This is a genomic window from Clostridium sp. HBUAS56010, from assembly GCF_007115105.1.
Lineage (GTDB): Bacteria > Bacillota > Clostridia > Lachnospirales > Lachnospiraceae > Lacrimispora.
Window position 1 is genome coordinate 48,034 of the sequence record NZ_SULJ01000001.1, and the last position, 25,818, is coordinate 73,851.

Annotated in this window: 23 protein-coding genes, 1 other RNA gene and 1 pseudogene; 18 read left to right on the forward strand and 7 right to left on the reverse strand. The window is 40.4% G+C overall.

Translation table 11 applies throughout. The features are described from left to right. Positions 1 to 2 precede the first annotated feature (2 nt). The 4 genes from FAY33_RS00235 (at position 3) to rd (ending at position 2,612) form a co-directional block, all read left to right on the forward strand. A complete protein-coding gene (locus FAY33_RS00235) occupies positions 3 to 1,598 on the forward strand; it encodes a mannitol dehydrogenase family protein (RefSeq protein ID WP_143318764.1) in 1,596 nt (531 codons plus the stop codon). 63 nt (positions 1,599 to 1,661) lie between these two features. Continuing rightward, positions 1,662 to 2,003, forward strand: coding sequence for an ArsC/Spx/MgsR family protein (locus FAY33_RS00240; protein WP_143318765.1), 342 nt, complete (start codon positions 1,662 to 1,664; stop codon positions 2,001 to 2,003). 20 nt (positions 2,004 to 2,023) lie between these two features. Beyond that, a complete protein-coding gene (locus FAY33_RS00245; RefSeq protein WP_143318766.1) occupies positions 2,024 to 2,368 on the forward strand; it encodes a cupin domain-containing protein in 345 nt (114 codons plus the stop codon). 82 nt (positions 2,369 to 2,450) lie between these two features. After that, a complete protein-coding gene (gene rd, locus FAY33_RS00250; RefSeq protein WP_143318767.1) occupies positions 2,451 to 2,612 on the forward strand; it encodes a rubredoxin in 162 nt (53 codons plus the stop codon). A gap of 66 nt (positions 2,613 to 2,678) precedes the next feature. Here the strand turns inward: rd and FAY33_RS00255 are convergent, their stop codons facing one another. Together FAY33_RS00255 and FAY33_RS00260 are read right to left on the reverse strand one after the other, a co-directional pair. Further along, complete coding sequence (locus tag FAY33_RS00255) at positions 2,679 to 4,352, reverse strand: S8 family peptidase (RefSeq protein WP_185967441.1); 1,674 nt, start codon at positions 4,350 to 4,352, stop codon at positions 2,679 to 2,681. 70 nt (positions 4,353 to 4,422) lie between these two features. Continuing rightward, the gene (locus FAY33_RS00260; RefSeq protein ID WP_143318768.1) at positions 4,423 to 5,319 is read right to left on the reverse strand and encodes an N-acetylmuramoyl-L-alanine amidase; all 897 of its coding nucleotides are present in this window, start codon (positions 5,317 to 5,319) and stop codon (positions 4,423 to 4,425) included. Positions 5,320 to 5,460: 141 nt separating this feature from the next. On the opposite strand from FAY33_RS00260, the gene FAY33_RS00265 reads away from it, so the two are divergent. The 4 genes from FAY33_RS00265 (at position 5,461) to ssrA (ending at position 10,273) form a co-directional block, all read left to right on the forward strand. Beyond that, positions 5,461 to 6,396, forward strand: a complete 936-nt coding sequence (locus tag FAY33_RS00265; RefSeq protein ID WP_143318769.1) for a tRNA-dihydrouridine synthase family protein — start codon at positions 5,461 to 5,463, stop codon at positions 6,394 to 6,396. Between the two features lie 113 nt (positions 6,397 to 6,509). Continuing rightward, positions 6,510 to 8,768, forward strand: coding sequence for a ribonucleoside-diphosphate reductase subunit alpha (locus FAY33_RS00270; protein WP_143318770.1), 2,259 nt, complete (start codon positions 6,510 to 6,512; stop codon positions 8,766 to 8,768). Positions 8,769 to 8,812: 44 nt separating this feature from the next. Beyond that, positions 8,813 to 9,856, forward strand: a complete 1,044-nt coding sequence (locus FAY33_RS00275) for a ribonucleotide-diphosphate reductase subunit beta (RefSeq protein WP_143318771.1) — start codon at positions 8,813 to 8,815, stop codon at positions 9,854 to 9,856. Positions 9,857 to 9,931: 75 nt separating this feature from the next. Beyond that, positions 9,932 to 10,273, forward strand: a transfer-messenger RNA (tmRNA) gene (gene ssrA, locus FAY33_RS00280). A gap of 157 nt (positions 10,274 to 10,430) precedes the next feature. Here the strand turns inward: ssrA and FAY33_RS00285 are convergent. From FAY33_RS00285 to FAY33_RS00295, 3 genes are all read right to left on the reverse strand, one after another. After that, on the reverse strand, positions 10,431 to 12,044 hold the full coding sequence (locus FAY33_RS00285; protein WP_143318772.1) for an IS66 family transposase: 1,614 nt from the start codon (positions 12,042 to 12,044) through the stop codon (positions 10,431 to 10,433). A gap of 270 nt (positions 12,045 to 12,314) precedes the next feature. Next, complete coding sequence (gene tnpB, locus FAY33_RS00290; protein ID WP_143318773.1) at positions 12,315 to 12,674, reverse strand: IS66 family insertion sequence element accessory protein TnpB; 360 nt, start codon at positions 12,672 to 12,674, stop codon at positions 12,315 to 12,317. Beyond that, entirely contained in the window at positions 12,664 to 13,020 is a 357-nt protein-coding gene (locus tag FAY33_RS00295) for an IS66 family insertion sequence element accessory protein TnpB (protein WP_143318774.1), read from the reverse strand. The genes tnpB and FAY33_RS00295 overlap by 11 nt, the downstream gene beginning before the upstream one ends. A gap of 1,513 nt (positions 13,021 to 14,533) precedes the next feature. Here FAY33_RS00295 and FAY33_RS00305 point away from each other — a divergent pair. After that, on the forward strand, positions 14,534 to 15,118 hold the full coding sequence (locus FAY33_RS00305; protein ID WP_143318775.1) for an HD domain-containing protein: 585 nt from the start codon (positions 14,534 to 14,536) through the stop codon (positions 15,116 to 15,118). Between the two features lie 88 nt (positions 15,119 to 15,206). Here the strand turns inward: FAY33_RS00305 and FAY33_RS20110 are convergent. Together FAY33_RS20110 and FAY33_RS00315 are read right to left on the reverse strand one after the other, a co-directional pair. Beyond that, positions 15,207 to 15,398: pseudogene (locus FAY33_RS20110) on the reverse strand (DUF6783 domain-containing protein). A gap of 130 nt (positions 15,399 to 15,528) precedes the next feature. After that, entirely contained in the window at positions 15,529 to 16,029 is a 501-nt protein-coding gene (locus tag FAY33_RS00315) for a CarD family transcriptional regulator (protein ID WP_243126506.1), read from the reverse strand. A 468-nt stretch (positions 16,030 to 16,497) separates the two neighbouring features. Between FAY33_RS00315 and FAY33_RS00320 the strand changes: the two genes are divergently transcribed. The 9 genes from FAY33_RS00320 to FAY33_RS00360 all read left to right on the forward strand — a co-directional run bounded on the left by FAY33_RS00320 (position 16,498) and on the right by FAY33_RS00360 (position 25,817). After that, positions 16,498 to 16,701, forward strand: coding sequence for a holin (locus tag FAY33_RS00320; RefSeq protein WP_143318776.1), 204 nt, complete (start codon positions 16,498 to 16,500; stop codon positions 16,699 to 16,701). Between the two features lie 200 nt (positions 16,702 to 16,901). Further along, on the forward strand, positions 16,902 to 17,498 hold the full coding sequence (locus FAY33_RS00325; protein ID WP_347562633.1) for a thymidine kinase: 597 nt from the start codon (positions 16,902 to 16,904) through the stop codon (positions 17,496 to 17,498). A gap of 101 nt (positions 17,499 to 17,599) precedes the next feature. Further along, a complete protein-coding gene (locus FAY33_RS00330; protein WP_185967442.1) occupies positions 17,600 to 18,241 on the forward strand; it encodes a hypothetical protein in 642 nt (213 codons plus the stop codon). Next, on the forward strand, positions 18,234 to 18,443 hold the full coding sequence (locus FAY33_RS00335) for a hypothetical protein (RefSeq protein ID WP_143318778.1): 210 nt from the start codon (positions 18,234 to 18,236) through the stop codon (positions 18,441 to 18,443). Before FAY33_RS00330 ends, FAY33_RS00335 begins: the two co-directional genes overlap by 8 nt. An 809-nt stretch (positions 18,444 to 19,252) precedes the next feature. Then, positions 19,253 to 19,756, forward strand: a complete 504-nt coding sequence (locus tag FAY33_RS00340; protein ID WP_347562634.1) for a MarR family transcriptional regulator — start codon at positions 19,253 to 19,255, stop codon at positions 19,754 to 19,756. Positions 19,757 to 19,760: 4 nt separating this feature from the next. Further along, on the forward strand, positions 19,761 to 21,500 hold the full coding sequence (locus FAY33_RS00345; protein WP_143318779.1) for an ABC transporter ATP-binding protein: 1,740 nt from the start codon (positions 19,761 to 19,763) through the stop codon (positions 21,498 to 21,500). Next, positions 21,500 to 23,359, forward strand: coding sequence for an ABC transporter ATP-binding protein (locus tag FAY33_RS00350; RefSeq protein WP_143318780.1), 1,860 nt, complete (start codon positions 21,500 to 21,502; stop codon positions 23,357 to 23,359). Before FAY33_RS00345 ends, FAY33_RS00350 begins: the two co-directional genes overlap by 1 nt. Before the next feature lie 215 nt (positions 23,360 to 23,574). Then, the gene (rsxC, locus tag FAY33_RS00355; RefSeq protein WP_143318781.1) at positions 23,575 to 24,900 is read left to right on the forward strand and encodes an electron transport complex subunit RsxC; all 1,326 of its coding nucleotides are present in this window, start codon (positions 23,575 to 23,577) and stop codon (positions 24,898 to 24,900) included. Continuing rightward, positions 24,897 to 25,817: an RnfABCDGE type electron transport complex subunit D gene (locus FAY33_RS00360; protein ID WP_143318782.1), complete on the forward strand. Its 921-nt coding sequence runs from the start codon at positions 24,897 to 24,899 to the stop codon at positions 25,815 to 25,817. The genes rsxC and FAY33_RS00360 overlap by 4 nt, the downstream gene beginning before the upstream one ends. The last annotated feature ends 1 nt before the right edge of the window (position 25,818 follow it).

The following is a 25,818-nucleotide window of genomic DNA, read 5'->3' on the forward strand; positions in this document are numbered from 1 at the left end:
CTATGAAACTGAATCGGTCTTGTTTTGCCAATAAAGACTCTTTCCAGAAAATTTCCGTAAAATTACCGGAATTTGACTGGGAGGAAATGAGAAAGAATACAGAAGAATCTCCAAGATGGGTTCATTTTGGAGCAGGAAATATATTCAGAGGATTTATTGCCCAATTGCAGCAGCAGCTTTTGGAAAATGGAATGGAGCAAAGCGGTATCATTGCAGCGGATACCTTTGATTTTGATATTATTGATCAGATCTATCACCCTTATGATAATATGACCATGATGGTTCGTTTAAAGCCAGATGGAACCATGGAAAAAGAGGTGATTGCAAGTGTTGCAAAAGCAGTGAAGGCGTCTGTGAAAGAGAAAGCAGATTTTGCATACCTTGTCAGAGCGTTTGAAAATCCTTCTCTTCAAATGGCAAGCTTTACGATTACAGAAAAAGGATATGCGCTTACGGATTTAAAAGGGGAATTATTTCCCGTTGTGAAAAAAGATATGGAAGAAGGTCCGGATCAGGCGGTTCATGCCATGGGAGTGGTTACTTCACTTCTTTTAAAGAGATATCTGGCAGGAGGACATCCTCTTGCCCTTGTCAGCATGGATAATTGCAGTCACAATGGTGAAAAGCTAAAGATAAGTGTGACTTCCATTGCCCAGGCTTGGGTAGATGCCGGATTTGCAGAAGAAGGCTTTAAAGACTGGATTCAAAATGAGACAAAGGTTTCTTTTCCCTGGTCCATGATTGATAAAATCACACCAAGACCTGCACCAGTGGTACAAAAAGCTCTGGAGGAGGCTGGAATAGAAGATATGGCTCCTGTCATTACCAGTAAAAACACCTATATTGCTCCTTTTGTAAATGCAGAAGTGCCTCAATATCTTGTAATTGAAGATCGTTTTCCGGCAGGTCGACCGGCTTTGGAGAAAGCTGGGGTCTACATGACTGACCGGGATACGGTAAATAAAACAGAACGCATGAAGGTAACAACCTGCCTCAATCCTCTTCATACGGCTCTGGCTGTATATGGCTGCCTTCTGGGCTATGAAAGCATTGCAGCCGAGATGAAAGATGAGGACTTAAAGGCTCTCGTGGAACGAATCGGTTATGTGGAGGGAATTCCAGTTGTGACTGATCCTGAAATATTAAGTCCCATGGAATTTATAAAAGAGGTGATTGAATATCGTCTTCCTAATCCGTTTATTCCGGATACACCTCAAAGGATTGCTACGGATACCAGCCAGAAGATTGCCATCCGTTTTGGAGAAACCATAAAAGCTTATTTAGAAGATGAAGCCTTAGATGTCCAGTCTCTGACCGGAATTCCTCTTGCTATCTCAGGCTGGCTCAGATATCTGAACGGTGAAGATGACAAAGGGCAGCCAATGGAGATTAGCAGTGATCCTATGTTAGAGGATTTAAAAGAGCAGTTAAGAGGAGAAGATACGCTTTCTTCTATTTTGTCCAATCCAGTTCTCTTTGGCACTGATCTTGTGCAGGCAGGTCTTTCCGGCAAAATTGAAAAAATGTACAGGCAGATGCTTGCCGGTCCTGGCTCTGTTCGCAAAACTTTGCAGGAATTAAGAACGGCTTCTCATTGAATTTCGTCCCTTTCTGTGCTAGAATAGAGCCATATTAGGTCATGTTCGAAAGGCAGAGGAATTATGAATATACAGATCTTTGGAACCCGGAAATGCTTCGATACCAAAAAGGCAGAGCGCTACTTCAAGGAACGGGGTGTTAAGTACCAGTTTATTGATATGAAGGAGAAGGGGCTGAGTAACGGGGAATATCAGAGTGTGAAACAGGCAGCAGGCGGCAGAGATGCCCTGCTTGATGTCAAATGCCGGGATCAGGAGACTGTTTTATTGATCCGGTATCTTTCTGATGAGGATAAGGATGATAAGATTCTGGAAAACCAGCAGGTGCTGAAGACACCCATTGTGAGAAATGGAAAGTTGGCAACTGTAGGATATGAGCCTGATACTTGGAAGAATTGGAACTGATAACAGAGAGGGAGGTTACAATGAAAAAGACAGAGAAAAATCAGAGATGGGTATTTAACAGGGATATTGAAGGCGAACAGGCTTCCGAAGGTGTTGTAAGGAAGATTCTTGCTTACTGCGATGGGATGATGTGCGTGGAGAATTATTTTGAAAAAGATGCCATAGGAAAGCTTCATAATCACCCCCATACGCAGATCACTTATGTGGCAAGCGGAAAGTTTGAGTTTACCATAGGTGATGAAACAAAGGTAGTAGGAGCCGGTGATACTCTTTTGAAGCAGGATGGAATTACCCACGGTTGTGTTTGTCTGGAAAAAGGAATTCTTGTGGATATATTTACGCCGATGAGAGAAGACTTTTTATAGGAATAATTTGAATAAATATATTGATAAAAATGGTATAATGTGCTATAAATGAAGCACGTTGTGTGAAAAGGAGGTGTTTTGAATGGCAAAGTATGTGTGTGAGCCATGCGGTTATGTATATGATCCTGAAGTAGGTGATCCGGATTCCGGAATTGCACCAGGTACTGCATTCGAAGATCTGCCAGAGGACTGGGTTTGTCCAGTTTGCGGTGTCGGCAAAGATATGTTCGTAGTTGAGGAATAATAAATAAAACCTTCAGAAGCTGATGAATTATTAAGAAGCTTTGAAGGTTTTATTTTTTACCCGAATTTATAAATTCAGCAGTCGTTCAAATAGCCGGTTTATTTCCACCTGTCCATATCCCCATATGTTGTTAGGGTAGGAGTAAGCACTGTTTCTCACAGCTCCGCTTATCATAAGCCTGTTTACATCATTACCGGTTATTCTCAAATAATTTCCCCGGACAATTCCCCATTCAAAAACCATGGCAACGATGCCGGCGGCATGAGCCGCGGCGGCCCCGGTTCCTGTAGCGGCTCCGTACAGGTTTCCAGGTACTGCACAGGTTATCTGATATCCAGGAGCTGAAATATCTGGTTTGATCTGACCTGACCGGGAATATCCTCTGCCGGATTCTGGCAGGATGCTATCGCTATTCTGATTATAAGCTGTCACAGTCAGAGGGTGTCTGGCATTTCCAGGAGAGGTTATTGTGGTGTCCGGATTTGAGTTGAGAAAATAGGTTTCATTTGACAGCATATCTCCGGAAGGAAGCCAGGAATGAAACGAGAATGGTTCGTTTTCCGGATTTTGTGTGCGCAGATACCAGATTCCCGAAATTGGATTCTCGAACCGGAGAAGAATCAACTGATCACCGGTTTCTTCTTCAAAAATAATATTATTCACATAAATGGTTGTTTGGTTAAAAATAAAGCTGAATCTACGGCACTGATGCATAGTCGCAAAAACAGGCTGGGTGGACTCTCTGTTAGGCGATGAGATATCAATGGCAAGTCTGGCAGGGGAATAAGACCATATTTCCACAGAAAACAATTTGTCGTTGTCTCCGATTCTCAGTTCAATGTCGTTATAATAAGGAGGAACAGTTGTCGCATTAAAATAATGCCTCCGGTTATTGCCTTCATTTCCTGCGGCTACGGATACGGCATTGCCTGGAAGTAAGGTAAGGTGGTCTAAATAGGAACTCAAAGCCCCTCTACCGTCATGTCCGCCCTGGCTGCTTCCCATGGCAATGCAGATAACAAGAGGTCTGTTAACTTTTGCAGCAGCAGCAACTGAGTACCGCACGCCCAGAATGATGTCAGATTCCTGATAGCAAAGAACAGATTCAGGAACGAATGCAATCGCTTTGGAACTGGCTTTCGCCTCCTTTAATTTGACAATAATGTATTCTGCCTGCGGAACAACTCCGCTGAAAGACTGTTCTTCGTCCGGTGTGCCTGCAATAATACTGGCAATGGCTGTTCCGTGACCGTTTAAATCGTTTGTGGGAACAATGGAAAGGGGATTATCGGAGTCTAAGGCAGCATTAATTTCTTCCATGCTGTATTCGGAGCCAAAAGTAAAATTTTGAGGAATTGTGCCTGTCTGTATGGTTTGATCCCATATGGAAAGAATTCTGGAAGAACCGTCACTGGATCGGAATGCAGGATGGCGGTAATCCACTCCAGTATCAATAACCGCCACAAGAACACCATTACCAAATAAGGCAAGATCTGGATTTTGCTGAACGGCATCAACACCAGACCGTTCTAAACTGATGGTGGAAGCAAGCGTGAAAAGGGTAGGAAAACTGCTGTAAGAGTATCTTCCCAGATCGCAGGGATTTGAATTGTCTGTGGGAATATGAAGCAAGGAATTTTGTCTTGTTAAATATGTAATATTATCGCCGGTATCATAACCTGGAGCTAAGGCTGCACTGATCATCAGATCATAATAAGAATTATCCAATATTTTTGACAAAATTATCCCCCCTGCGTGTTTTAGCAAAGCATATGCTATATTTTATGCAGGGAGGGTTTGATTATGCTTGCTAGCTGTTGCTTTGTGCAGACGTAGTTGCAGGCACCGGCAGTTGATGATCCGGAGTAAAGTTGGACTTGCCTGCTTTTTCCAGATATTCCATAATTCCTTTGGCATCGGCTTCTCCAAGGGCTTTGTAGGATTCTTCTGAGGAAAGATAGGAGGTTAAATCACTGGTATGGTTTAGAAAACCGTGTTCAATAATAAAGCCGCGGATGCCATACATCTGGGAGTAACGGGGAATGGCATAATAATCAGCGGGTGTTCCGTCTGGAAACAGGGTTCCGTTTTGGGAATCCCGAAGAATCAATCCCCGGTTATATAGTCCGATGGTGTTCAACTGGTGAAGAATGGTATTAGCTGCTTCCTGGGACTGGAGCGCAAGTTCATTGTTGTAACGGCCGGTCTTCGGTGCCATGGAGCTGACTCCATAAGCATTGGCAGTAGTGCCGTTTCCCGGTGCAGAATCCACATGCTGGCTGATAAAAAGATCTGCTTTTACAGAAGCTGCAAAGGCGGCTCTTTGCTGTAAGGGAACGGTTGTCTCGGCACTGTCTTTTGTTAAGTATACAACATACTTTGAATTCTGTTCCAGATACTGTTTGGTATAAGTGGCGATCTTCATGGTAATGACGTCTTCATAATATTTAACACCGTCATGCTCAAAGTTGCATCCCGTATAATGTCCATCTGATTTTCCATGACCAGGGTCTAATACCACGACAAATTTTGAAGAATTGGAGACGCCAGGTCCAATCTCCGGACCTGATATTTTGGAAACAGGAGGAGCAAAAGCCGGTCCTGATTCTGCTTCTGCCCATGCGGCAGCGGAAGCGGCAGTGGAAAGCAGCGCAGCCAGTAAAAAAACTTTGGCAGAAGCTTTTAAAACATGTTTAAATTTGATCATGACAGATCCTCCAAAATAATAGCATTTTGTCTCATATTATAGCACTTTGTGGAAGATCTTGTAAATGAGATTCTTTGAAATTTTACTTACTTGTGATAAAATAATCAAACCAGGCAAAACCAGGAAAGAGAGGCACAGAGGATGAAGTATTATTTTGCACCGATGGAAGGCATTACGGGATATATTTACCGAAATGCCCATCACAGGATTTTTAAAGAAATTGACGTTTATTTCACTCCTTTTATTGTTCCAACAAAGAACCGGATCTTTTCTTCCAGAGAGAAGAATGATATTCTCCCAGAACACAATGAAGGATTGCGTATAGTTCCCCAGATTCTTACCAATAAAGGGGATGATTTCATATGGGCAGCCAGAGAACTTAAAAACTATGGATATAAAGAGGTGAATCTTAATCTGGGCTGTCCCTCTGCTACGGTTGTTTCAAAAGGAAAGGGAGCTGGATTTCTTGGAGAGCCATATAAGCTGGATGAATTTTTAAAGGAGATATTTTCTGAATCAGATGTGGACATCTCCATTAAAACAAGAATAGGAAAAGACGACCCGGAAGAATTTCAGGAACTTATGGAGATTTATAACCGCTATCCGTTAAAGGAACTGATCATCCATCCTAGGGTGCAAAAAGATTTTTACCGGAATAAACCCAATCTGGATGTGTTTGAACAGGCTATTTCCATTGCTGAATTTCCAGTTTGCTATAATGGAGACCTGTTTCTAAAAGAGGACTGCATCACCTTTGGGGCGCGGTTTGAACAGGTGGAACGGCTCATGCTTGGAAGAGGATTAATTACAAATCCGGGGCTTGTGACGGAACTGGTTTCAGAGACGAAGCTTTCCAAAGAACAGCTTATGAGCTTCCATGATGAGATTGTTTCCGGTTATGAGAAGGTGATCTCAGGTGATCGGAATGTATTGTTTAAAATGAAGGAATTATGGGCTTATATGATACAGATGTTCGCTTTTGAAGAGAAGGCAGCAAAAAAAATAAGAAAGTCCCAAAACCTTATGGATTACCGGAAAGCAGTCTCAGAGCTTTTTACTAATCTGGAATTAAAATAGAACATTTTGTGTTTCAGAGGTTGAAATTAACTATATCTTGTGCTATATTTTTCTAACAAGTATAATAATAGTTATTGGTATTAACATTAAAAGATAGAATGGCAGGAAAATAGATGGATAGTAGAGACGGAAAAAAAGAACTTTTAAAACTATTTCACGATGTAGAGAAAATTTCAGATGTTCTTGATGGCATTCTGTCTAAGTGGACAGAGCCTTGTTATAGTATGGCTCTGCTTTTGGAAAAGTACGTTTCTTTTATAAAAAAAGAAGGGACCGTATCAGAGCGGCTTAGAATGCTTACCCAGGCAGCTATAGAGCTGACCACTCAGGAAGCACCAGACTGGGAGTATATCGGGGCGAGGATTTTTATGCTTGATTTTGATATCCGTTTAGAAAAGGAGCTTCTCCAGCGCAAGGTGGTAAGTTTTTATGATAAGGTACAGTTGCTGACAAAATCAGGGCTTTACGGGGATTATATTCTGAAAAATTATAAAAGAGAAGAGATTGAGCGTTATGAAACTTATCTTGATCAAAAAAGAAATCATCTTTTAAATTATTCTGGCCTTGAACTGCTTTTGAGCCGTTATGTAATTAAAAGTCATGAGAATGTTCCTCTTGAGACACCTCAGGAGATGTTTTTAGGAATCGCCATGCATCTGGCGATGAAGGAAAAGAAAGATAGAGATGGCTGGGTGAGGCGGTTTTATGATATGTTAAGCACTTTGAAAGTCACCATGGCAACACCAACTCTTTCCAATGCAAGAAAACCCTACCACCAGCTTTCATCCTGTTTTATAGACACGGTTCCGGACAGCCTTGATGGAATTTACAGAAGTATTGACAGCTTTGCCAAGGTGAGCAAATTCGGCGGCGGTATGGGACTCTATTTTGGAAAAGTACGGGCAGCAGGCAGCAGTATCAGAGGGTTTCAGGGAGCGGCAGGCGGCGTGATCCGCTGGATAAAACTGGCGAATGATACGGCGGTGGCAGTGGACCAGCTTGGTGTGAGGCAGGGAGCGGTTGCGGTCTATCTGGATGCATGGCATAAGGATCTTCCGGAGTTTCTTGCAATCAGAACGAACAATGGAGATGACCGGATGAAAGCTCATGACGTTTTCCCGGCAGTCTGCTATCCGAACCTGTTCTGGAAGCTTGCAAAGGAGAATATAGAAGGAGACTGGTATTTAATGTGTCCTCATGAGATTTTAACAGTAAAAGGCTGGTCTCTTGAAGATTGTTATGGTTCCCTTTGGGAAGAACGGTACCTGGACTGTGTAAATGACCTCCGTATTCAAAAAAGAGTGGTGCCAATTAAGGATATTATCCGCCTGGTGCTAAAAAGTGCAGTGGAAACAGGCACGCCATTTGCATTTAACAGGGATATTGTGAATGAAGCCAATCCCAATAATCACAGCGGAATTATATACTGCAGCAATCTGTGTACGGAAATAGCTCAGAATATGAGTGGAGTAGAGGAAGTGGAACAACGCTTTGAGACTGTAGATGGAGAAACGGTAGTGGTAACCGTAACAAAGCCAGGAGATTTTGTGGTCTGCAATCTGGCAAGCCTTTCTCTTGGCAATATTGACATCAGTAAGCCACAAGAACTGACAGAACTGACCCGGAGTGCAGTGAGAGCTCTTGACAACGTAATTGATTTAAACTTTTTTCCGGTGCCTTATGCAAAGTTAAATAATCTTCGCTATCGTCCGATTGGTCTTGGAGTCAGCGGATATCATCATATGCTTGCCAAGAACGGGATATCATGGGAGTCAGAAGAACATCTTCAATTCGCAGACGGTATTTTTGAGATCATTAATTACGCTGCAATTGAGGCGAGCTGTGATTATGCAAAAGAAAAGGGCAGCTATGAGAAGTTTGAGGGTAGTGACTGGCAGACTGGTGCTTATTTCTCCAAACGTAATTATAGTTCCCCCAAATGGGAACATTTAAAGAGCAAAGTGGCTGAAAACGGCATGAGAAATGGCTGGCTTATTGCCATTGCACCTACCAGCAGTACGAGCATGATTGCAGGGACCACTGCAGGGCTTGATCCGGTTATGAGCCGGTATTATCTGGAGGAAAAGAAGAATGGTCTGGTTCCAAGAGTGGCACCTGATCTATCTCCGGAAACCTTCTGGAGGTATAAAAATGCCCATTTCATTGATCAGACATGGTCTGTGCGGGCAGCAGGAATCAGACAGAGGCATATTGATCAGGCACAGAGCATGAATCTTTATATTACCAATGATTATACTTTGCGCCAGGTATTAAACCTCTACATTCTTGCATGGGAATGTAACGTGAAAACCATCTATTATGTCCGCTCAAAAAGTCTGGAAGTGGAAGAGTGCGAGGTCTGCTCCAGCTAAAAGTGTGTTAAGAGTGAAGAAAGAATCAGAAAGGAGCAGAAACTATGCAGCAGTTAAAAAAAAGACCACTCTTTAATCCTGATGGGGATATTGATGTGAGACAACGGCGCATGATCAATGGCAACACCACCAATTTAAATGATTTTAACAATATGAAGTATTCCTGGGTCAGTGACTGGTATCGTCAGGCGATGAATAATTTTTGGATTCCAGAGGAGATTAACTTATTAAGGGATACCAAGGATTATCCCCTTCTTAGTGAGGCAGAAAGAAGGGCTTATGATAAGATTTTATCTTTTCTGGTGTTTTTAGACAGCATTCAGACTGCGAATCTTCCTGCGATCGGTGAATATGTAACAGCCAATGAAGTCAATCTGTGTCTGGCAATCCAGACTTTTCAGGAGGCGGTACATAGCCAGAGCTACAGTTATATGCTGGATACCATCTGCGAACCCCAGACCAGAAATGAAGTGCTTTATCAGTGGAAAAGTGATCCCCATCTTCTTGCGAGAAATACTTTTATCGGGAATTTGTATAACGATTTCCAAAAGGATAAAAGTGCCCTTGCGTTTCTAAAGGTGGTAATCGCCAATTATATTCTGGAAGGAATCTATTTTTACAGTGGATTTATGTTTTTCTATAACCTGGGCCGAAATCATAAAATGACTGGTTCTTCTCAGGAGATTCGCTATATTAACCGGGATGAGAATACCCACCTGTGGCTGTTCCGCAACATTATCATGGAATTAGAAAAGGAAGAACCCCAACTATTCACCAAGGAACATATTGACACTTACCGAAACATGATTTTAGAGGGATGCCAGCAGGAAATTGCATGGGGCTGTTATGCGATTGGAGAGGAAGTTCCTGGTCTGACAACACAAATGATCACGGACTATATTAAATACTTAGGAAATCTGCGTTGTACCAGCCTTGGCTGGGAACCCCTTTATGAAGGCCATGATAAAGAACCGGAAAGCATGTCCTGGGTCAGCCAGTACAGCAATGCCAATTCGATTAAAACAGATTTTTTTGAAGCGAAAAGTACTGCTTATGCAAAGAGCAGCGCTCTGGTTGATGACCTGTAATTGGAAACTCACTGACCTTGACAAATTTTTTTTTGTGTGTTAGTATAAAAACACTCTAAAAAAGAGCACCAGTCGGGGGCAGTACTGGTTTCGACAGGGATCATGAAGCTGGTGAAGCTATCCGCATGCGATGCGTTAAATGGCAAACTTAAATTTAAACGCTAACAATAATAAATTAGCTTTAGCAGCGTAAGCTGCTTGTCGGCCTTAGAGCACTCACACTTTAAGATCCCGGCATCGACTATGTGAGAAACGACGTATACAAAGCTTTGAGTATGCGGACGTATGATGAAGCTACTAAAGCTGTCAGGGTGTCAGTTCCCGGGCAGTGGAGGGAATGTTAATTAACTGACTATGATAGTAGAAGAACAGGGAATTGGTTTTTGGACACGGGTTCAACTCCCGTCTGCTCCACTCTAAAAGTCTAGTAAATACTAGGCTTTTTCTTTTTGTGTTGCATATCGTGTTGCATAGCTTCGAAACGATCGTTAATTTTAAGGTTGATTTTCTTAGATTCGTATACGGTAAACCATGAGTACGGCCTTAAATAATGACCGCCGATTGGCGGTCTGGTTTACACTTCTGTTTTTATTTTACAGATTTCAGGGATCTGATTCGACCAGGGAAGTAGATCCTTTAGAAAATCCTGACTGGTATCTTCTTGATGTTCCATTAACTCGGTCAGTAGAAACTCAAGATAACGGAACGGGTTTAGATTGTTTGCCTTTGCTGTTTCAGTAAGGCTATATACGATGGCACTGGCTTTAGCTCCATCAATCGTATCGATCAGGCGCCATGTATGTTTGTGAACGCAGAATGTGCGAAGTGCTGCTTCTGTTGCATTGTTATCCAGTGGTAAGTCGCCATCATTTAAGAACTCTTTTAGGTTTTTCTCATGATTGATGCAATAGTTGATGCCTTCGAGAGTTTTACCCTTTGAAAGACTGTTTTTTTGCTGGACGTCTTTCGCCCACACAAAGAAGGCCTCTACCAGCGGCTTTACGGTGAGTTGCCTTCCCTGTTTTCTCTGGTCAGGCGATAACTTTGATAATTCATGATCCAGATGATATATAGCTGCGATCTGCTTTAATGCCTGATATGCAATCGTATCTTTTAAACTTTCCCGCTTATCCTTGGGAATTGCTTTGACCGCTTCGGTAAACCGACGCCTGCCATGGGCCCAGCATCCAGCGAATGTGATATCCGGATTTTCCCGGTCCAGGGAATCATACACTGCGTATGCATCCGTCACCAGGGTTCCATGAAAGTTCTTTAAGAACTCTCTTGGATGTTCCGTCTTTCGAGTCTTTTGGTACTCGTAAAGAATGATTGGTGTCTCTTTATAGCATTTGCCGGTGCGATACACCCACATGAAACTCTTGCTGTTTGCAGGACGCCCATCCTTTGTCACAAACACGGGAGTCTCATCGGCCTGAAGGATACGAAATGTAAGTAGTTCCTTGTGCAGATAATCAAATATGATTCCCAGGTACCGCTCCGCACACTGGATGACCCAGTTTGCAAGAACCTGTTTGGATATATGAATATCGTTGCGTAAATACTCTTTATTGATACGGTCTAATGGCATTCCGTTGACGTATTTTGCATTATAAATGCTTGCAACAAGGGATGGGGTTGCAATGCTGTTGCGCAGAAGACTCTTTGGACGGTCAGCTTTTACAATGGTCTGATTGTCCTTGCCTGCATAAACTGCCACATGATGTTCCTCAACCGTATAAACAGCTGGCTCAACCCTGACTCTTTTGTATACTTCGTCAGGTAATCGTTTCCAGCCATTGGCACCAAAGATTTCTGTCAGTTTTTCTTCCGATAGTACATGTGGGATTTCTACAACAGGAAGACCTTCTAAATCTTTTTCCCGTTTGCCAACCTGTTTTTTCTTCTTTGGAGGAAGTACATCTTCCCCCGCCGGCTCAACAACATAAAGTGTTTCAGTAACGGCCTCAGCTTCATTGAAAATAAAATCCAGATTCAGCTGTCCGTCAATGACCTCTAGTTTTTCAGAGGAGCGGCCAAAACGCTGGTTGTTTGCAGCTGCGATCTGCTCAATGAGGCGCTCCATGTTCTGGTTCAATTGTTCCAATTGATCCTGCATGGATAAAATGATGATCTTCATAGAGTCTGCACTTAAGTGATTTAATTCATCAACCGTATATTTTTTCGCCATTTTGCTGCTCCTTTTCTGTCATCTATTATACAATAAATGCAGATAAAAAGCGAACACAAACACCGGTTGCAATGGGCATTTTGACGGTGCATAACTCCTTTTAAAATGGCTGGTTTTCTTAGTTTTTCAAACCTTTATCCACTTGAATTAGTTTTTCTGGTTTTTTGGATACGACGAATTCACTTTACTATCCGGCACTGGTGGATAACTGGTTTCCTCATAGGATTCATGCAGAATTTCATTTTTTTATTTTCTGCGAAATGCACAAAACTAAAGCAGTTCTGTGCGATGTACTTCTTTGATGGGCTTCTTTGCAATGACTTCGATCCCTTCCATTAACCGCTGGTATTGCTCCTGAGAAATTAAAAGTGCTTCTTCTGAAGTTCTGGGCCAATGGAAACCACCAATTTCAAGCCGCTTATAAAGTAAGAGGAAACCATCACCTTCCCATAGAAGTCCCTTTACCCGGTCTGTTCTTTTTCCACAAAAGAGAAATAAGATATTCTTCTGAAACGGATCAAGATTAAAATTATATTTCACAATGGATGCTAACCCATCAATTCCACGGCGTAAGTCCGTATAGCCTGTGGCAAGATATATTTTTTGAAATCCGGATGCATCATTGAGCATAGGATAATGCTCCAAGCAACCGACGAAGAAATTCAGGCGATGCAGAGTCTGCAATTTCAATCATACATCCGTTTACATGGATTTGAGCAGAAACATTTGTAGACTTGGGTTGTTTCACTTTTGACAATGAAGGTACTTCGACGAAACTCGTTGAAAGTTCCACCGGCGCAGCACTGACTTGTTCTGCATATATTTCTTCACGCACCCTGCGTTGCCAATAATAAAACTGCTTTTCATCAATCTGGTTTTGTGAGCACCATTGTTTCTTGGATAAACCGCTTGATAAGCATTCCTTTATGAGCTTGGTCCAATTGGTCAGCCTGATCTCGTGTGTGATCTTGTCCATTCGGTAAACCTCCTTTGACTTTTAGAGGTATTATCGCATGGATGCAGCTAATTTGCACGGTACTAGCTATTTACCGTATACTTAGATTCTTCGCTTATGGTGTTTCAGTATATGGTTTTCATGACATTTTCGGTTGACCAGTCTCCACGCTCAATTATGTACTGATCTGGTATACCTATGGTGTGGAGTATTGAGACTCCATAGTGTCTTAAATCGTGAAATCTAAAGCGGGGAATATTAGTAATATCCAGAATTAGATAAACATGGAAATTCCCCGAATTCCTGATTTCCTTCGTTTTTGAAAACGTCTGCTGATTTTATGTTGATGGGTGTTTTCTTTTGACAGTACATGTTGTGATAATTGCCTTAATATGTTAAAATATGTAACCAGTAAGAAATGGGGAATTGTGATGAATGCCTTAGTAAGAAATAGCATAACTTTTATTTGTTTTGGGGCGATTTTCATAAGTATATTGATTGTGTTTTTAATTTTAACAGCGTATTTAATACAACACAGTGCTACAGGAGATGTTTATCGTTGGGTTTTAATGATACTCTTTTCTGTAGCATTGCTTATCATAGGGATATGTCTCTTGATATATTGCAGCAAGATCAAAAAAAGTAAAATACTGATGAGAGGCGCCCACCCGGTGTCTCTTTTCTTTTACGTTTTGAATATCATGAATGGGGCAGAACCTGACCTTACATATTCAGAATAAGGCATATCAGACATAGATAATTTAAATATGTCGAGGTACCAGGTCAGAAAATGCAGGATCGGCTTATATATACGCTATATTACAGATAAGGCGAGGGAAGATCTGATAGCATGAGCCTTATTCTTCATCGGAGCAGTCATTGATTATTTTTTAGGTATTTGATGCAGCACAAAAATACCATGATATACACAACATATTTAAATAATGCAAGTAACTGAAAAAGTAATGGAAGAAAAGCAATCATATGAACCTCCAGGTTTTTTCTCTAGTATACAACAGGTTATTTGAAAATGATAGCAGGTTAGACTTTAAGTTTATTTTACAAAAATTAGTAAATGCGCAAAAGAATCATTTGTTGTCATTGGAAAAGAGGGCACTACGATTGAGGGAAAAGGATTTATACAAAAGTTTTGGGATACTGCCAATTCACATTTTGATGAAGTAGTAGATTTGGCGAAAAAAGATTATACTTTTTAAGATATTATAAGGTATTTAGAAGAAAACAATATTTCTCTTGCAGGTGCGGCACATGATTTTAGCTGTTCTGAGACGGGGAGAAATTATATGTTTTTTCCTAATTCGTAGATTGTAGATAATAGACCTAATAATTCATTATAAAAAGCATATAAACTACGAACTATCAGTTTAGGCTATTGTTTTTTTGTACAGTAATTGTGATCCTGTAAATTAGAATTTAACGTATTACCGCACATTGAAAATTAATATTGATAGTTAGTGGAATATCCTGTATTATTATAATACAAGAATTTGTGAATGAATTAAGTGAGGTTAATATGCGAGAAGATATTTTAAATTACTTAATTGAAGAAGTCGAACATAGGTGTAAATTATCAACTAATCATTTTGGAATGGGATGTTTTTATCATATTCAGGCAGTAGTTAAAAATGCTGAAATATTAGCAGATAGCTATAATGCGGATAAGGAAGTTATATTAATTGCAGCATGGTTACATGACATTGCTTCTATAACAGATTATAGTTTATATCAGGATCATCATATTCATGGTGCTGTAATGGCTGAGAATATTCTACAAAAATTTAACTATTCTCCTGATAAAATCAAGCTTATTCAGAAATGTATTAGAAATCATAGGGGTAGTATATTAAATTCAAGAGTGACACCGGAGGAATTATGTGTTACTGATGCAGATGCTATTTCTCATTTTGATAATGTCCCAAGTTTATTATATTTAGCCTATGTAAATAAAAAACTGGATATTAATGAAGGAAGAGAATTTGTAAGAAATAAATTGATAAGGAGTTATGAAAAACTCTCTGATAAGAGCAAAATGCTATACAGAACCAAATTTGACCAAGTTATGAATGTTTTGAATTGGTCCTATAACCAAAATTACTAAACTATCAGTATTGAACTGGTAGTTTTTTATTTAGAAATTTAATCAGGAAAACTGATATTCGATGTAGTACAAAACAAAATGTGAGGGCTTATTTATTAAATTCGCCCATAAAGATAATATAGTGGTTAGGGCGTGTCTGAAAACTCATTGATCCAATCTTCACGTCCCACTTCGCAGTATACTTGCTCCAAATTCAGTTGGCGTAGCCCACTACGCCGCCTTCATCTGGAACAAATCTCCCACGAAGTGTAACGCACATCTTGAAACAGGCAGTTTTCATACACGCCCTAGGAAGGTTTTGCTTGTCTGTAGAAAAAAGCAATTATAATAATGGGTTAATTTTTATGGGGGTTTGAAGTGACATTGACATGTTTATAGGAATGAAAACGAATTGAATAAATGTAAAATTATTAGAAGCTTTGTTCGTAGATAAATGGTATAACCTCTTCACGATTAATTTTTAACACGTAAGCAAATTCTTCGCAAAGTGTTTTTTCGGCGTCTTTAAGAAAATCTTCATCAGAAATCTGTAGTTTATTATTTTTGTTAATATTTTTTAACTCTTGTTTGTGACTGTGTAAAGTTTTTATCATTTTTATAAGTTCGGAATGGTTACCATCAGCAAGAATCTGACTGTATAATTCTTTGCGCTTACGATTGTCCTTATTCCAAATGAAATTTTTACCAGACATTTTCTTAACTAGAGAAAAAATTTCATCGGTAGATAGAAGGCTGCGTATTTCAGTTTTTCTACTGTCTTTTAACGCTGAAACGTATACGGTAGCACCCGTATGATAAACAGGTTTGAGTACATAATATGGACGCATTACTTCATCCATGCACATATCCTGTAATCCGGTAACCTTACAAATACCATGTTTCCCGTATATAATGACATCACCAATGTTCATAATATTCACCTCTTTCTAATAAAAAAAGCAGTTCACTAAAACTGGACCTACGTCACTGTAAAGCAAACCACATGGTTGACATTTATATTATACCATAAAAAAGCCGATGCGCCTACGGCAATTTTCTCCAAACTTGCAACCATATCACAGAATAATCTGTTTATTTTTTATCTAAATGTTAATAGAAAGAAAAAATAAATTATGTTGCAAATAAAATTAAGAGCATAAGTAATTAACTCTTTTGTGTAGCAACAAAAAATCTGGTGGATTAGAGACAGAAAAGAAAGTGTATCGTTCTGCTATATAAAGCTGCGATCTAATGGATAAACATTAAAACTTGCTCCTGTAGAAACATATAGTAATATAGAGAGGACTTTTATAAATGCTTTTATTGCAGCAATTGCTGGAACATTTGCTACTGAGGTAAGTATTATGTCATCTCAAACTGTTAAATAGGAGGACAAAATTGTGGATAAAGAATATTTGGTAAAATGGGGGAAAGCAGCAGGTGTAAGGGCAATTAAGACCATGGCACAGACAGCGATTGCGACCATAGGAACAACGGCAGTAATGTCTGGGGTAGAATGGATTATGGTTGGATCAGCGACAGCACTTGCCGGAATCCTTTCCCTGCTTACCTCCATTGCTGGACTTCCTGAATTGAAGGAATAACTGGAAACGGATTTTTTCATTTCGTTACAGCATCATAATTTAGGCCTGGGATTATCCTGGGCCTTCCTTCATTGACGAAAGAGATCATGGTACAGTATAATATAGCTACAGATTATGTGTTTCCGCACTATAACAATATGTTGCTTCCCGGCTTGCTGCAGGTTCTTGTATAGGATACAGTGTGGAGGCTGACAACAATAATGATTGAAGCAGAGGAGAAAACATTGGCGAGATTATATTTTAAATACGGAGCAATGGGAAGTTCAAAGACTGCAAATGCGCTGATGACCAGATATAATTTTATAGAAAGAGGCAAAAAAGTCCTTCTTATAAAACCGGATATTGAAACCCGGGATGACAAAAGAAAAATTAAATCAAGAGTTGGACTAGAAGCGGAGTGTGTGCTTTGGTCTGAATTGCAGACATATAGCCATGAGAAACTAAAAGAATTTGATGTGTTGATTGTGGATGAAGCCCAGTTCCTTTTGGAACAGGACATTGATTTTCTTGCCAGACTGGTGGATTGTGATGACATCCCTGTTTTATGCTATGGATTACGAACAGATTTTACTTCTCATTTATTCCCTGGATCAAAACGTCTGTTAGAACTGGCAGATGAGATAGAAGAATTAAAAACAGTTTGCTGGTGCGGAGCAAAAGCAACGATGAATGCCAGAATTGATGAAAAAGGCAACGTTTTAAGAGATGGAAAACAGATTATGCTGGGAGCAAACGATCAATACGTTTCCCTGTGCCGAAAACATTATAATCAGGGAAAGATTAAAGGTGGTTTTTAAATAAATCAAGTTTCTATCACATTTTAAGCTTATTGCGCATATCATATATGATATGATGAAAATGTCGAAGGAATTACAAGACGATGCGTAGGGAGAAAAAGTTGCAGAAATGTTCAGTGGATGGAACGAAATATGATTATTACAAAGAAAAATTAAAAGAAAAAGAGTTTGTAATCCGGCGGATCAGGGGGATTCTTTATTATAACCAGGCATTGAAAAAAGAACCTGAAATTACGCAGCATGTAATAAAAACGGCGAGGCAGGCAGGGATGGCAATGGCAGGGGAAGAATGCCGTATTAAAACAAAGAAGTCCTATTTTAAGAAAATACGCAGGAAATCAGGGATAAGAGAAAATAGTTATGTGGTAAAGGACATACTGAGATATACTTATACAGCTTCCAGTGAAGAACTTGTCGAAAAATTTTTAAAAGTGATTGAGCTGAATTCGAATTCGGGGTATAATACGGTTGAGATTAAGAATTACTGGCTGGATGGGCAGAATCCTTATAACGGGATTAACACCATCGTGCGTTCTCCTGATGGTCTTGTGTTTGAACTTCAATATCATACACCAGAAAGTTTTGAGATTAAAAATGGAAAAATGCACGAGCTATACGAAAAACAAAGGCCTGTCAAAGATGTAAGCAGTAATGAGTACATAGAACTGGGTGATCAGATGTTTGAATTGTCTGATTCTATGGAGATTCCGAAGGGCATAGAAAAGGTGAGAACTCATGAATGAAACCAGATTTCTGAAACTGACCGATTATGAAAATCAGGGTACTGTGATTAAACAGGAAGGAAGACAGTTCTTTGGATATGAACAGGGAAACTGGGTGAGACGAGGATTGTCGTTGGGGTACTTTTATCCCGAAGCTCCCGAATTTGATTGTTATGAAGTGATTACAGAAAAAGAAGCAAAGAAACTGTTGAATACAGAATAACACCAAAAGTCCATAGACAATGGTGTTATCCTGTATTTATTTTATTTCAACAATTTTTTTGCAAATCGTCGGGTATTTTCCAGATTTCTTGGGGGGATGATTTGGAAACAATCCCCCCAATTACTTTAAAAACACTGGATTGTGTCGGAAATAATAGATGCCGGAACCAAAACCAATGAAGTCATAATTGTCTATAACTTCATTTTGTAGTTCTTTGGCATTGACTACTTTCGCATTGAGAACTTCGCCAAATCAATCTGCAAGTTTTTGTGTGCTTTTATTGCTTTTTCATTTTCCCCTTTCCTTTCTCTGAAATTATTAAAATTAGTCATTGATTAGTCCTCCTTTTTTATTCATTACCGGTATAACAATAATAAAACTGGCTCAATTAAAATCAGCCATGCACCTGACTTGGGTGCAAAAATTGATGCAAAACTGCCTAAAATCACAAAACCAATGCAAAAAGTGACAGGTAACTGTAATTGCATGATTCTGACAAACCAGTCGACTAAAATTCCCCACAAGTAATAATGCAATACGCGATATTTCAAACCAAAGAAAGAATTTGGTTTCTCCATAGATTTGTTTTATTTTCTAACATCAAGTGCTCTTAACCCTATAATTGCTTTACTTCCCATAGCGGTATAAATGAGTTATAAGAAAATGGGTATAATTGAATAGAGAACTGGAATTTTTTAAAAAAATTTTGAGAAAAATTATTGATTGCAAAAGAAAATAAATTATGCTATACTTCCATAAAGTTAATTAGCTAACTGTTAGCTGGTTAACGAAAAAAGGAGAGATTATAAATGGAACCAATAGAAGGAATGAGCTCTTGCAGACCTGATGATCCTGTGTCCCTGCGAAGAAGCGTGATGATGAAATATATGAGAATAATAAAACTGCATCGTAATGTTTTGGAAACCGGTGTGAAGCAGACCGGTGTATACAGAAGCCAGCATCAGATTCTAATGCTTTTATCCGAACATAAAGATGTATCCCAGAAGGAACTGGCACAGCGGATGTTTGTTTCCACTGCCACCATTGCCGTTTCTGTGAAGAAGCTGGAGAAAGCAGGTTATATAACCCGAATTGCAGATCAGGAAGATAACCGGATGAATAAATTATGCCTTACGGAAAAAGGAAGGCATATGGTAAAAAACGGGAAGGAATATTTTTATCGTGTAGAAAAACAGATGTTTAAAAATTTTTCAAAAGAAGAATTATCCGTTATGGAACAGCAGTTAAATCGGATTTTTCAAAATTTATCTGAGATTACCATGAGCGGGGATACAACAGAAAGCGAGGATTAATTACTTGAAACGATATTGGAATTATATAAAACCTTATCTTGGTTCGTTTATTCTGGCACCGCTGCTAATGCTGACAGAAGTGCTTGGAGAAGTCACACTTCCGAAATTAACGTCCATGATCATCAATCATGGAGTTGCTGAACGCAATACAGCATACATTATGAGCATTGGCGGCATTATGCTGTTGCTTGCAGTTATTATGATTATCGGTGGAATTGGAGGAGCATATTTCTCCTCAAAGGCTTCTATTTGCTTTAGTACAGATTTAAGAAGAGATGTTTTCCATAAAATTCAGCAGTTTTCCTTTAAGAATATTGATGAGTTCAGTACAGGATCACTGGTCACAAGGCTTACTAATGATATCCAACAGATTCAGAATGTAATCATGCTGAGTCTGCGCATGCTTTTTCGGGCACCTGGAATGTTGATCGGCGGACTTGTTATGGCTTATTTGATGAATCCCCAGTTGATGCTTATTCTGGTGGTAGTAATCCCGTTGCTGCTTATTACTGTCTTCGTAATTTTGAGAATAGCCTTTCCCCGTTTTGAAGTAATGCAAAAAAAGATTGACCGCTTAAATTCGGGAGTGCAGGAAGCGCTTACCAATGTGCGTGTCATTAAATCATTTGTAAGAGAGAATCATGAAGCAGATAAATTCAAAGCGACGAACAGCGATTTAAAAGAAGGAAGCCTTGCTGCCATGCGGATTGTAATTGCAACCATGCCTGTTATGATGCTGACCATGAACATTACCACCATTGCTGTGGTTTGGTATGGCGGGAATTTAATTATTGCCGGAAAGATGCCAGTAGGAGATTTAACCGCATTTACGATTTACATTGTACAGATTCTGATATCTCTTATGATGCTTTCCATGGTATTTTTGCAGGCTTCCAGAGCTATGGCATCCTTAAAGCGTGTCAATGAAGTTTTAGATGCAGAGATTGATCTGACGGATGACAATGCCGTTTATAAAGCCGCAACCGTGAAAACCGGAAAAGTGGAATTTCGCAATGTCAGCTTCCAATACAATAAGGGGAGCCAGGATATGGTATTAAAGGGAATCAGTTTCACCGCAGAGCCTGGGGAAACGGTTGGAATCATCGGCTCTACGGGAAGCGGGAAGACGTCATTGGTACAGTTGATTCCACGTCTTTATGACGCGGACCAGGGGCGTGTGCTTGTAGATGGATTGGATGTAAGAGATTACTCCATCAGAAATCTGCGGGAAAGTGTTGCAATGGTTTTACAGCAGAATGTGTTGTTTTCAGGAACCATTTTAGAGAATCTGCGTTGGGGAGATGAACAAGCTTCTATGGAAGATGTGGCTGCAATGGCAGAAGCTGCCCAGGCGGCTGGTTTTATCTCCGGTTTTACAGAAGGATATCAGACAGATTTAGGGCAGGGCGGTTCCAATGTATCTGGCGGTCAGAAACAGAGACTTTGTATTGCCAGGGCATTGTTAAAGAAACCTAAGATTCTGATTTTGGATGACAGCACCTCAGCCGTTGATACCGCAACAGAGGCTAAGATCAGGGAGTGTTTTCAGACCGCCTTAAAAGATACAACCAAATTCATTATTGCACAGAGAATCGGATCGGTGGAACAGGCTGATAAGATTATCGTTCTTGATGAAGGTGAGATTGTGGGAATCGGATCTCATGAAGAATTAATGAATTCCTGCGAACCTTACCAGGAAATCTATTACTCCCAAAAAGATCGGAAAAAGGAGGTGGGTGCATAATGGAAAAGCAAAAGCAAATCGAAAGTTTGAAAAAGCGTTATGCAAGATCAGCCCCTCCCTTAAAGTCAGGCAGGTCCATGAGACGCAAAGAAATCAAAACTGGAAAACCAAAGAATACCAGAGCCACCATCAGACGCCTTTTTTCGTATTTGAATGAATACAGGTTTTCCATGGCGATCGCTCTTGTATGTGTGGTTGGAGGAACTCTGGCACAGTTGGCAGGTTCTTATATGCTCAGACCTTTAATCAATCAATACATTGCCCCGTTGGATGGAAGCAGAGGAAGTACTGCTGGTCTTTTAAGAGGTATTGCAGTAATGGGATTTGTCCTGGCACTTGGTGTGATAGCAAACTATGTGCAGACCAGAATAATGCTAAGTGTAGCCCAGAATGCGCTTCAAAGAATCAGGGATGACTTATTTAGCAAAATGCAGAAGCTTCCTGTACGATTTTATGATACCAATAATAATGGAGATCTGATGAGCCGTTTCAGTAATGATGTGGATTCCATTGGTCAGATGTTAAGCAGTACCTTAATCCAGCTTTTTTCCGGAGCATTGAGCATTGTGGGAACATTGGGATTGATGATTTATACCAATGTCTGGCTCACCCTTGTGACCGTGATTATGGTTCCTGTTATGATTCTGGCAGGTAAGGCAATTGCATCAAGAAGTCAGAAATACTTTGCGGCTCAACAAAGTTCTCTGGGAGCAGTCAATGGCTATATTGAAGAAACCATCAGCGGTCAGAAGGTTGTAAAAGTATTCTGTCATGAGGATATTGCGGAAGAAGAGTTCGGGATTCTGAATGAAGATTTAAAGAGCAACATGGTTCACGCCCAGTTTTTCAGTGGGGTTATTATGCCGGTAATGGGCAATTTAAGTCAGTTAAACTATATTTTAACCGCATGTGCAGGAGGATTTTTGTGCGTGCTCCGGGGATTTGACGTAGGAGGTCTGACTGTATTTTTATCTTTCTCCAGACAGTTTAACCGCCCCATTAACGAGATATCCATGCAGATCGGCAATGTGTTTTCTGCTCTTGCAGGTGCAGAACGGGTATTTTCCATTATGGACGAGGAACCGGAACAGGCGGATGAAGAAGATGCTGTTGTGCTGGAACCGATGAAGGGATATGTGGAATTAAAAAATGTGACCTTTGGATATAATCCAGATAAAATAATTTTAAAAGATATTAGTCTTTACGCAAAACCAGGTCAGAAAATTGCATTTGTAGGATCTACAGGTGCAGGAAAAACCACAATAACCAACCTTCTTAACCGTTTCTATGATATTCAGGGTGGAGAAATCATCATCGACGGCTATAACATCCGCCGTTTAAAGAAAGAGAATCTCCGCAGGAATATTGCAATGGTACTCCAGGATACTCATTTATTTACTGGAACTGTCATGGAGAATATCCGGTACGGAAGGCTTGATGCCACCGATGAAGAAGTGGTGGAAGCGGCAAAGACCGCATCTGCGTATTCCTTTATCATGCGGCTTCCGGAAGGGTTTGATACGGTTTTAGAAGGAGATGGAGCCAATTTAAGCCAGGGGCAGAGGCAGTTGTTAAATATCGCCAGAGCCGCAGTTTCAAAGGCGCCCATTCTGATTCTTGACGAGGCAACCAGTTCTGTTGATACCAGAACAGAAAAACATATTGAACAGGGTATGGACCGCCTGATGGCAAACCGTACTACTTTTATGATTGCACACCGTTTATCCACCGTGCGCAATGCCAACGCCATTATGGTACTGGAGAATGGAGAAATCATTGAACGGGGAGATCATGAGGATCTTTTGAAACAAAATGGGCGGTATTATCAGCTTTACACAGGAGTTGCGGAGCTGGATTAATAATAAAGAAGAAGCCAGGAGCATGGAAGAACCATATCATGCTTCTGCTTTTTTTAGCAATTCTTTAAACAGGAATACAGACCTCAAAAGAAAATAGATTCTGAAATAAAAAAATCTGGGATAGTCTTGTATACGGAATAGATTCTGCATTGTCTCAGTTGGCAGATTATGGTATACTGTAAACCATAAATCGTTTAAGTGAAAGGAGTAATTAGATGGGTTTGCCTACATTTAAAGGCGGCATACACCCCTATGAGGGGAAAGAATTATCAGAAGATAAGCCGGTAACAGTGCTGGAATCAAAGGGGGAGATGGTTTTTCCCATGTCCCAGCATATTGGGACCCCCGCAATACCTTTGGTGGCACCGGGAGACAGGGTTTTGACAGGACAGAAGATCGGTGAGATGGATGGAATTATTTCTTCTTGTGTGATCAGTTCAGTATCAGGAACTGTAAAAAGTGTGGAACCAAGAGTTATAGCAGGCGGTTCTCCCATAATGTCTGTTGTCATTGAAAACGACCAGAAGTATGAGACAACGGAGAATTTTGGGACGGAACGTGATCCTGGCACGTTATCAAAGGAAGAGATACGCAATCTCATAAAAGAAGCGGGAGTTGTAGGATTAGGGGGAGCAGGCTTTCCTACTTATGTAAAATTATCTCCAAAAGATGATGCAGCAATTGATACTGTTATTGTAAATGGCGCTGAATGCGAACCTTATCTGACCTCTGATTACCGAATGATGATAGAAAACACACAAGAGATTGTGAAGGGACTTCATATTGTGTTGCAGCTTTTTGAAAATGCCAGAGGAATTATTGGTATTGAGCAGAACAAACCAGAGGCAATCCGGAGATTGCAGGAGCTGGTAGTGGATGAACCAAGAATTACAATTGTTCCTGTAAAAACAAAATATCCACAGGGATGGGAAAAGACTTTAATATACAGTGTGACCGGGCGAAAAGTAAAAGCGGATATGATTCCTGCTGAAGCAGGCTGTGTTGTGGATAATGTGGGTACCATGGTTTCCATTTATCAGGCTGTTGCAAAAGGTATTCCTCTGATCTGGCGTACCATAACTGTTTCCGGCGATGCTATTTTAAATCCTGGGAATTATTATGTAAGAACCGGAACGAATTATCAGGAATTAGCAGACGCTGCAGGCGGGTTTAAGGAAAAGCCTCAGAAGCTGATTAGCGGAGGTCCTATGATGGGACAGGCGTTATCAGACCTCAATATCCCGGTAACTAAGGTTTCTTCGGCTTTACTTGGATTTGTAGAGGATGAAAAGGCCATTCAGGAGACAACCGCCTGTATCCGCTGTGGGAGATGTGTACATGTGTGTCCCGGTAAACTGGTTCCCCAGCAGATGGTTATTGCAGGAAGAAATGGGGATAAGGATCGATTTTTTAAGCTAAATGGCATGGATTGCTGTGAATGCGGCTGCTGCTCTTATGTATGTCCGGCAAAGATTCCGCTTACAGAGACATTCATTCAAGTCCATCGGAATGTTTCAATGGCTGGAAAGGAGAAAGTATGACAGATACACAAACAATCTCATCCCCCCATATCAGAGACCGCATTACCACGAGGAATATTATGTTTGATGTAGCGATCGCCATGATTCCCGCTTCTGTGTATGGAGTGTACCAATTTGGAATAAAAGCCGCTCTCATTCTGCTGGTCAGTATCATTTCCTGCTTGCTCAGTGAGTATGTGTTTGAGGCTCTTATGGGAAAACCCATAACTATAAGCGATGGAAGTGCAGTGGTAACCGGGATGATTTTAGGGCTTAATATGCCGCCGGCAATTCCTCTTTGGATTGTATTTTTAGGAGGAGTGTTTGCAATTATTGTGGTTAAACAGCTATATGGCGGAATTGGGCAGAATTTTATGAATCCTGCGCTGGCGGCCAGATGTTTTCTTCTTATTTCTTTTGCAGGTGAGATGACTTCATTTTCTTATCATGATGCAGTTGTAAGTGCAACTCCCCTTGCTTCTTTAAAATCAGGTCAGGCAGTAGATCTTGCAGCCATGTTCATTGGAAAAATTCCAGGGTCAATGGGAGAAGTATCTGTCATTGCCCTTTTAATTGGAGCCGTTTATCTACTGGTACGAAGAGTGATATCCATACGGATTCCAGGCGTTTATATCATAACCTTTGCCTTCTTTGTCTTTATATTTGGACGACAGGATGTCTGGTACGTGCTGGCACAGTTATGCGGAGGCGGAATTATCTTCGGAGCATTTTTTATGGCTACGGATTATTCAACCAGCCCTATTACAAAAAAAGGTCAGATTCTCTTTGCCATTCTTCTTGGAATCCTTACGGGACTGTTCCGGCTGTTTGGTGGCTCGGCAGAAGGTGTTTCCTATGCCATTATTATTGGCAACATACTGGTGCCGTTAATTGAAGGGATTTCTCTCCCGAAACCATTTGGAAAGGAGAGGGAGTAAG

Excerpts from the sequence above, each read along its gene's own strand:
- FAY33_RS00265 (WP_143318769.1), top strand. The coding sequence starts at position 5,461 with ATGAAGTATTATTTTGCACCGATGGAAGGCATTACGGGATATATTTAC.
- tnpB (WP_143318773.1), bottom strand. The coding sequence starts at position 12,674 with ATGCTCAATGATGCATCCGGATTTCAAAAAATATATCTTGCCACAGGC.
- FAY33_RS00335 (WP_143318778.1), top strand. The coding sequence starts at position 18,234 with ATGAATGAAACCAGATTTCTGAAACTGACCGATTATGAAAATCAGGGT.
- FAY33_RS00305 (WP_143318775.1), top strand. The coding sequence starts at position 14,534 with ATGCGAGAAGATATTTTAAATTACTTAATTGAAGAAGTCGAACATAGG.
- FAY33_RS00360 (WP_143318782.1), top strand. The coding sequence starts at position 24,897 with ATGACAGATACACAAACAATCTCATCCCCCCATATCAGAGACCGCATT.
- FAY33_RS00315 (WP_243126506.1), bottom strand. The coding sequence starts at position 16,029 with ATGAACATTGGTGATGTCATTATATACGGGAAACATGGTATTTGTAAG.
- FAY33_RS00285 (WP_143318772.1), bottom strand. The coding sequence starts at position 12,044 with ATGGCGAAAAAATATACGGTTGATGAATTAAATCACTTAAGTGCAGAC.
- FAY33_RS00350 (WP_143318780.1), top strand. The coding sequence starts at position 21,500 with ATGGAAAAGCAAAAGCAAATCGAAAGTTTGAAAAAGCGTTATGCAAGA.
- FAY33_RS00295 (WP_143318774.1), bottom strand. The coding sequence starts at position 13,020 with ATGGACAAGATCACACACGAGATCAGGCTGACCAATTGGACCAAGCTC.
- rd (WP_143318767.1), top strand. The coding sequence starts at position 2,451 with ATGGCAAAGTATGTGTGTGAGCCATGCGGTTATGTATATGATCCTGAA.
- FAY33_RS00240 (WP_143318765.1), top strand. The coding sequence starts at position 1,662 with ATGAATATACAGATCTTTGGAACCCGGAAATGCTTCGATACCAAAAAG.
- FAY33_RS00275 (WP_143318771.1), top strand. The coding sequence starts at position 8,813 with ATGCAGCAGTTAAAAAAAAGACCACTCTTTAATCCTGATGGGGATATT.
- FAY33_RS00340 (WP_347562634.1), top strand. The coding sequence starts at position 19,253 with ATGGAACCAATAGAAGGAATGAGCTCTTGCAGACCTGATGATCCTGTG.
- FAY33_RS00235 (WP_143318764.1), top strand. The coding sequence starts at position 3 with ATGAAACTGAATCGGTCTTGTTTTGCCAATAAAGACTCTTTCCAGAAA.
- FAY33_RS00245 (WP_143318766.1), top strand. The coding sequence starts at position 2,024 with ATGAAAAAGACAGAGAAAAATCAGAGATGGGTATTTAACAGGGATATT.
- rsxC (WP_143318781.1), top strand. The coding sequence starts at position 23,575 with ATGGGTTTGCCTACATTTAAAGGCGGCATACACCCCTATGAGGGGAAA.
- FAY33_RS00260 (WP_143318768.1), bottom strand. The coding sequence starts at position 5,319 with ATGATCAAATTTAAACATGTTTTAAAAGCTTCTGCCAAAGTTTTTTTA.
- FAY33_RS00270 (WP_143318770.1), top strand. The coding sequence starts at position 6,510 with ATGGATAGTAGAGACGGAAAAAAAGAACTTTTAAAACTATTTCACGAT.
- FAY33_RS00325 (WP_347562633.1), top strand. The coding sequence starts at position 16,902 with ATGATTGAAGCAGAGGAGAAAACATTGGCGAGATTATATTTTAAATAC.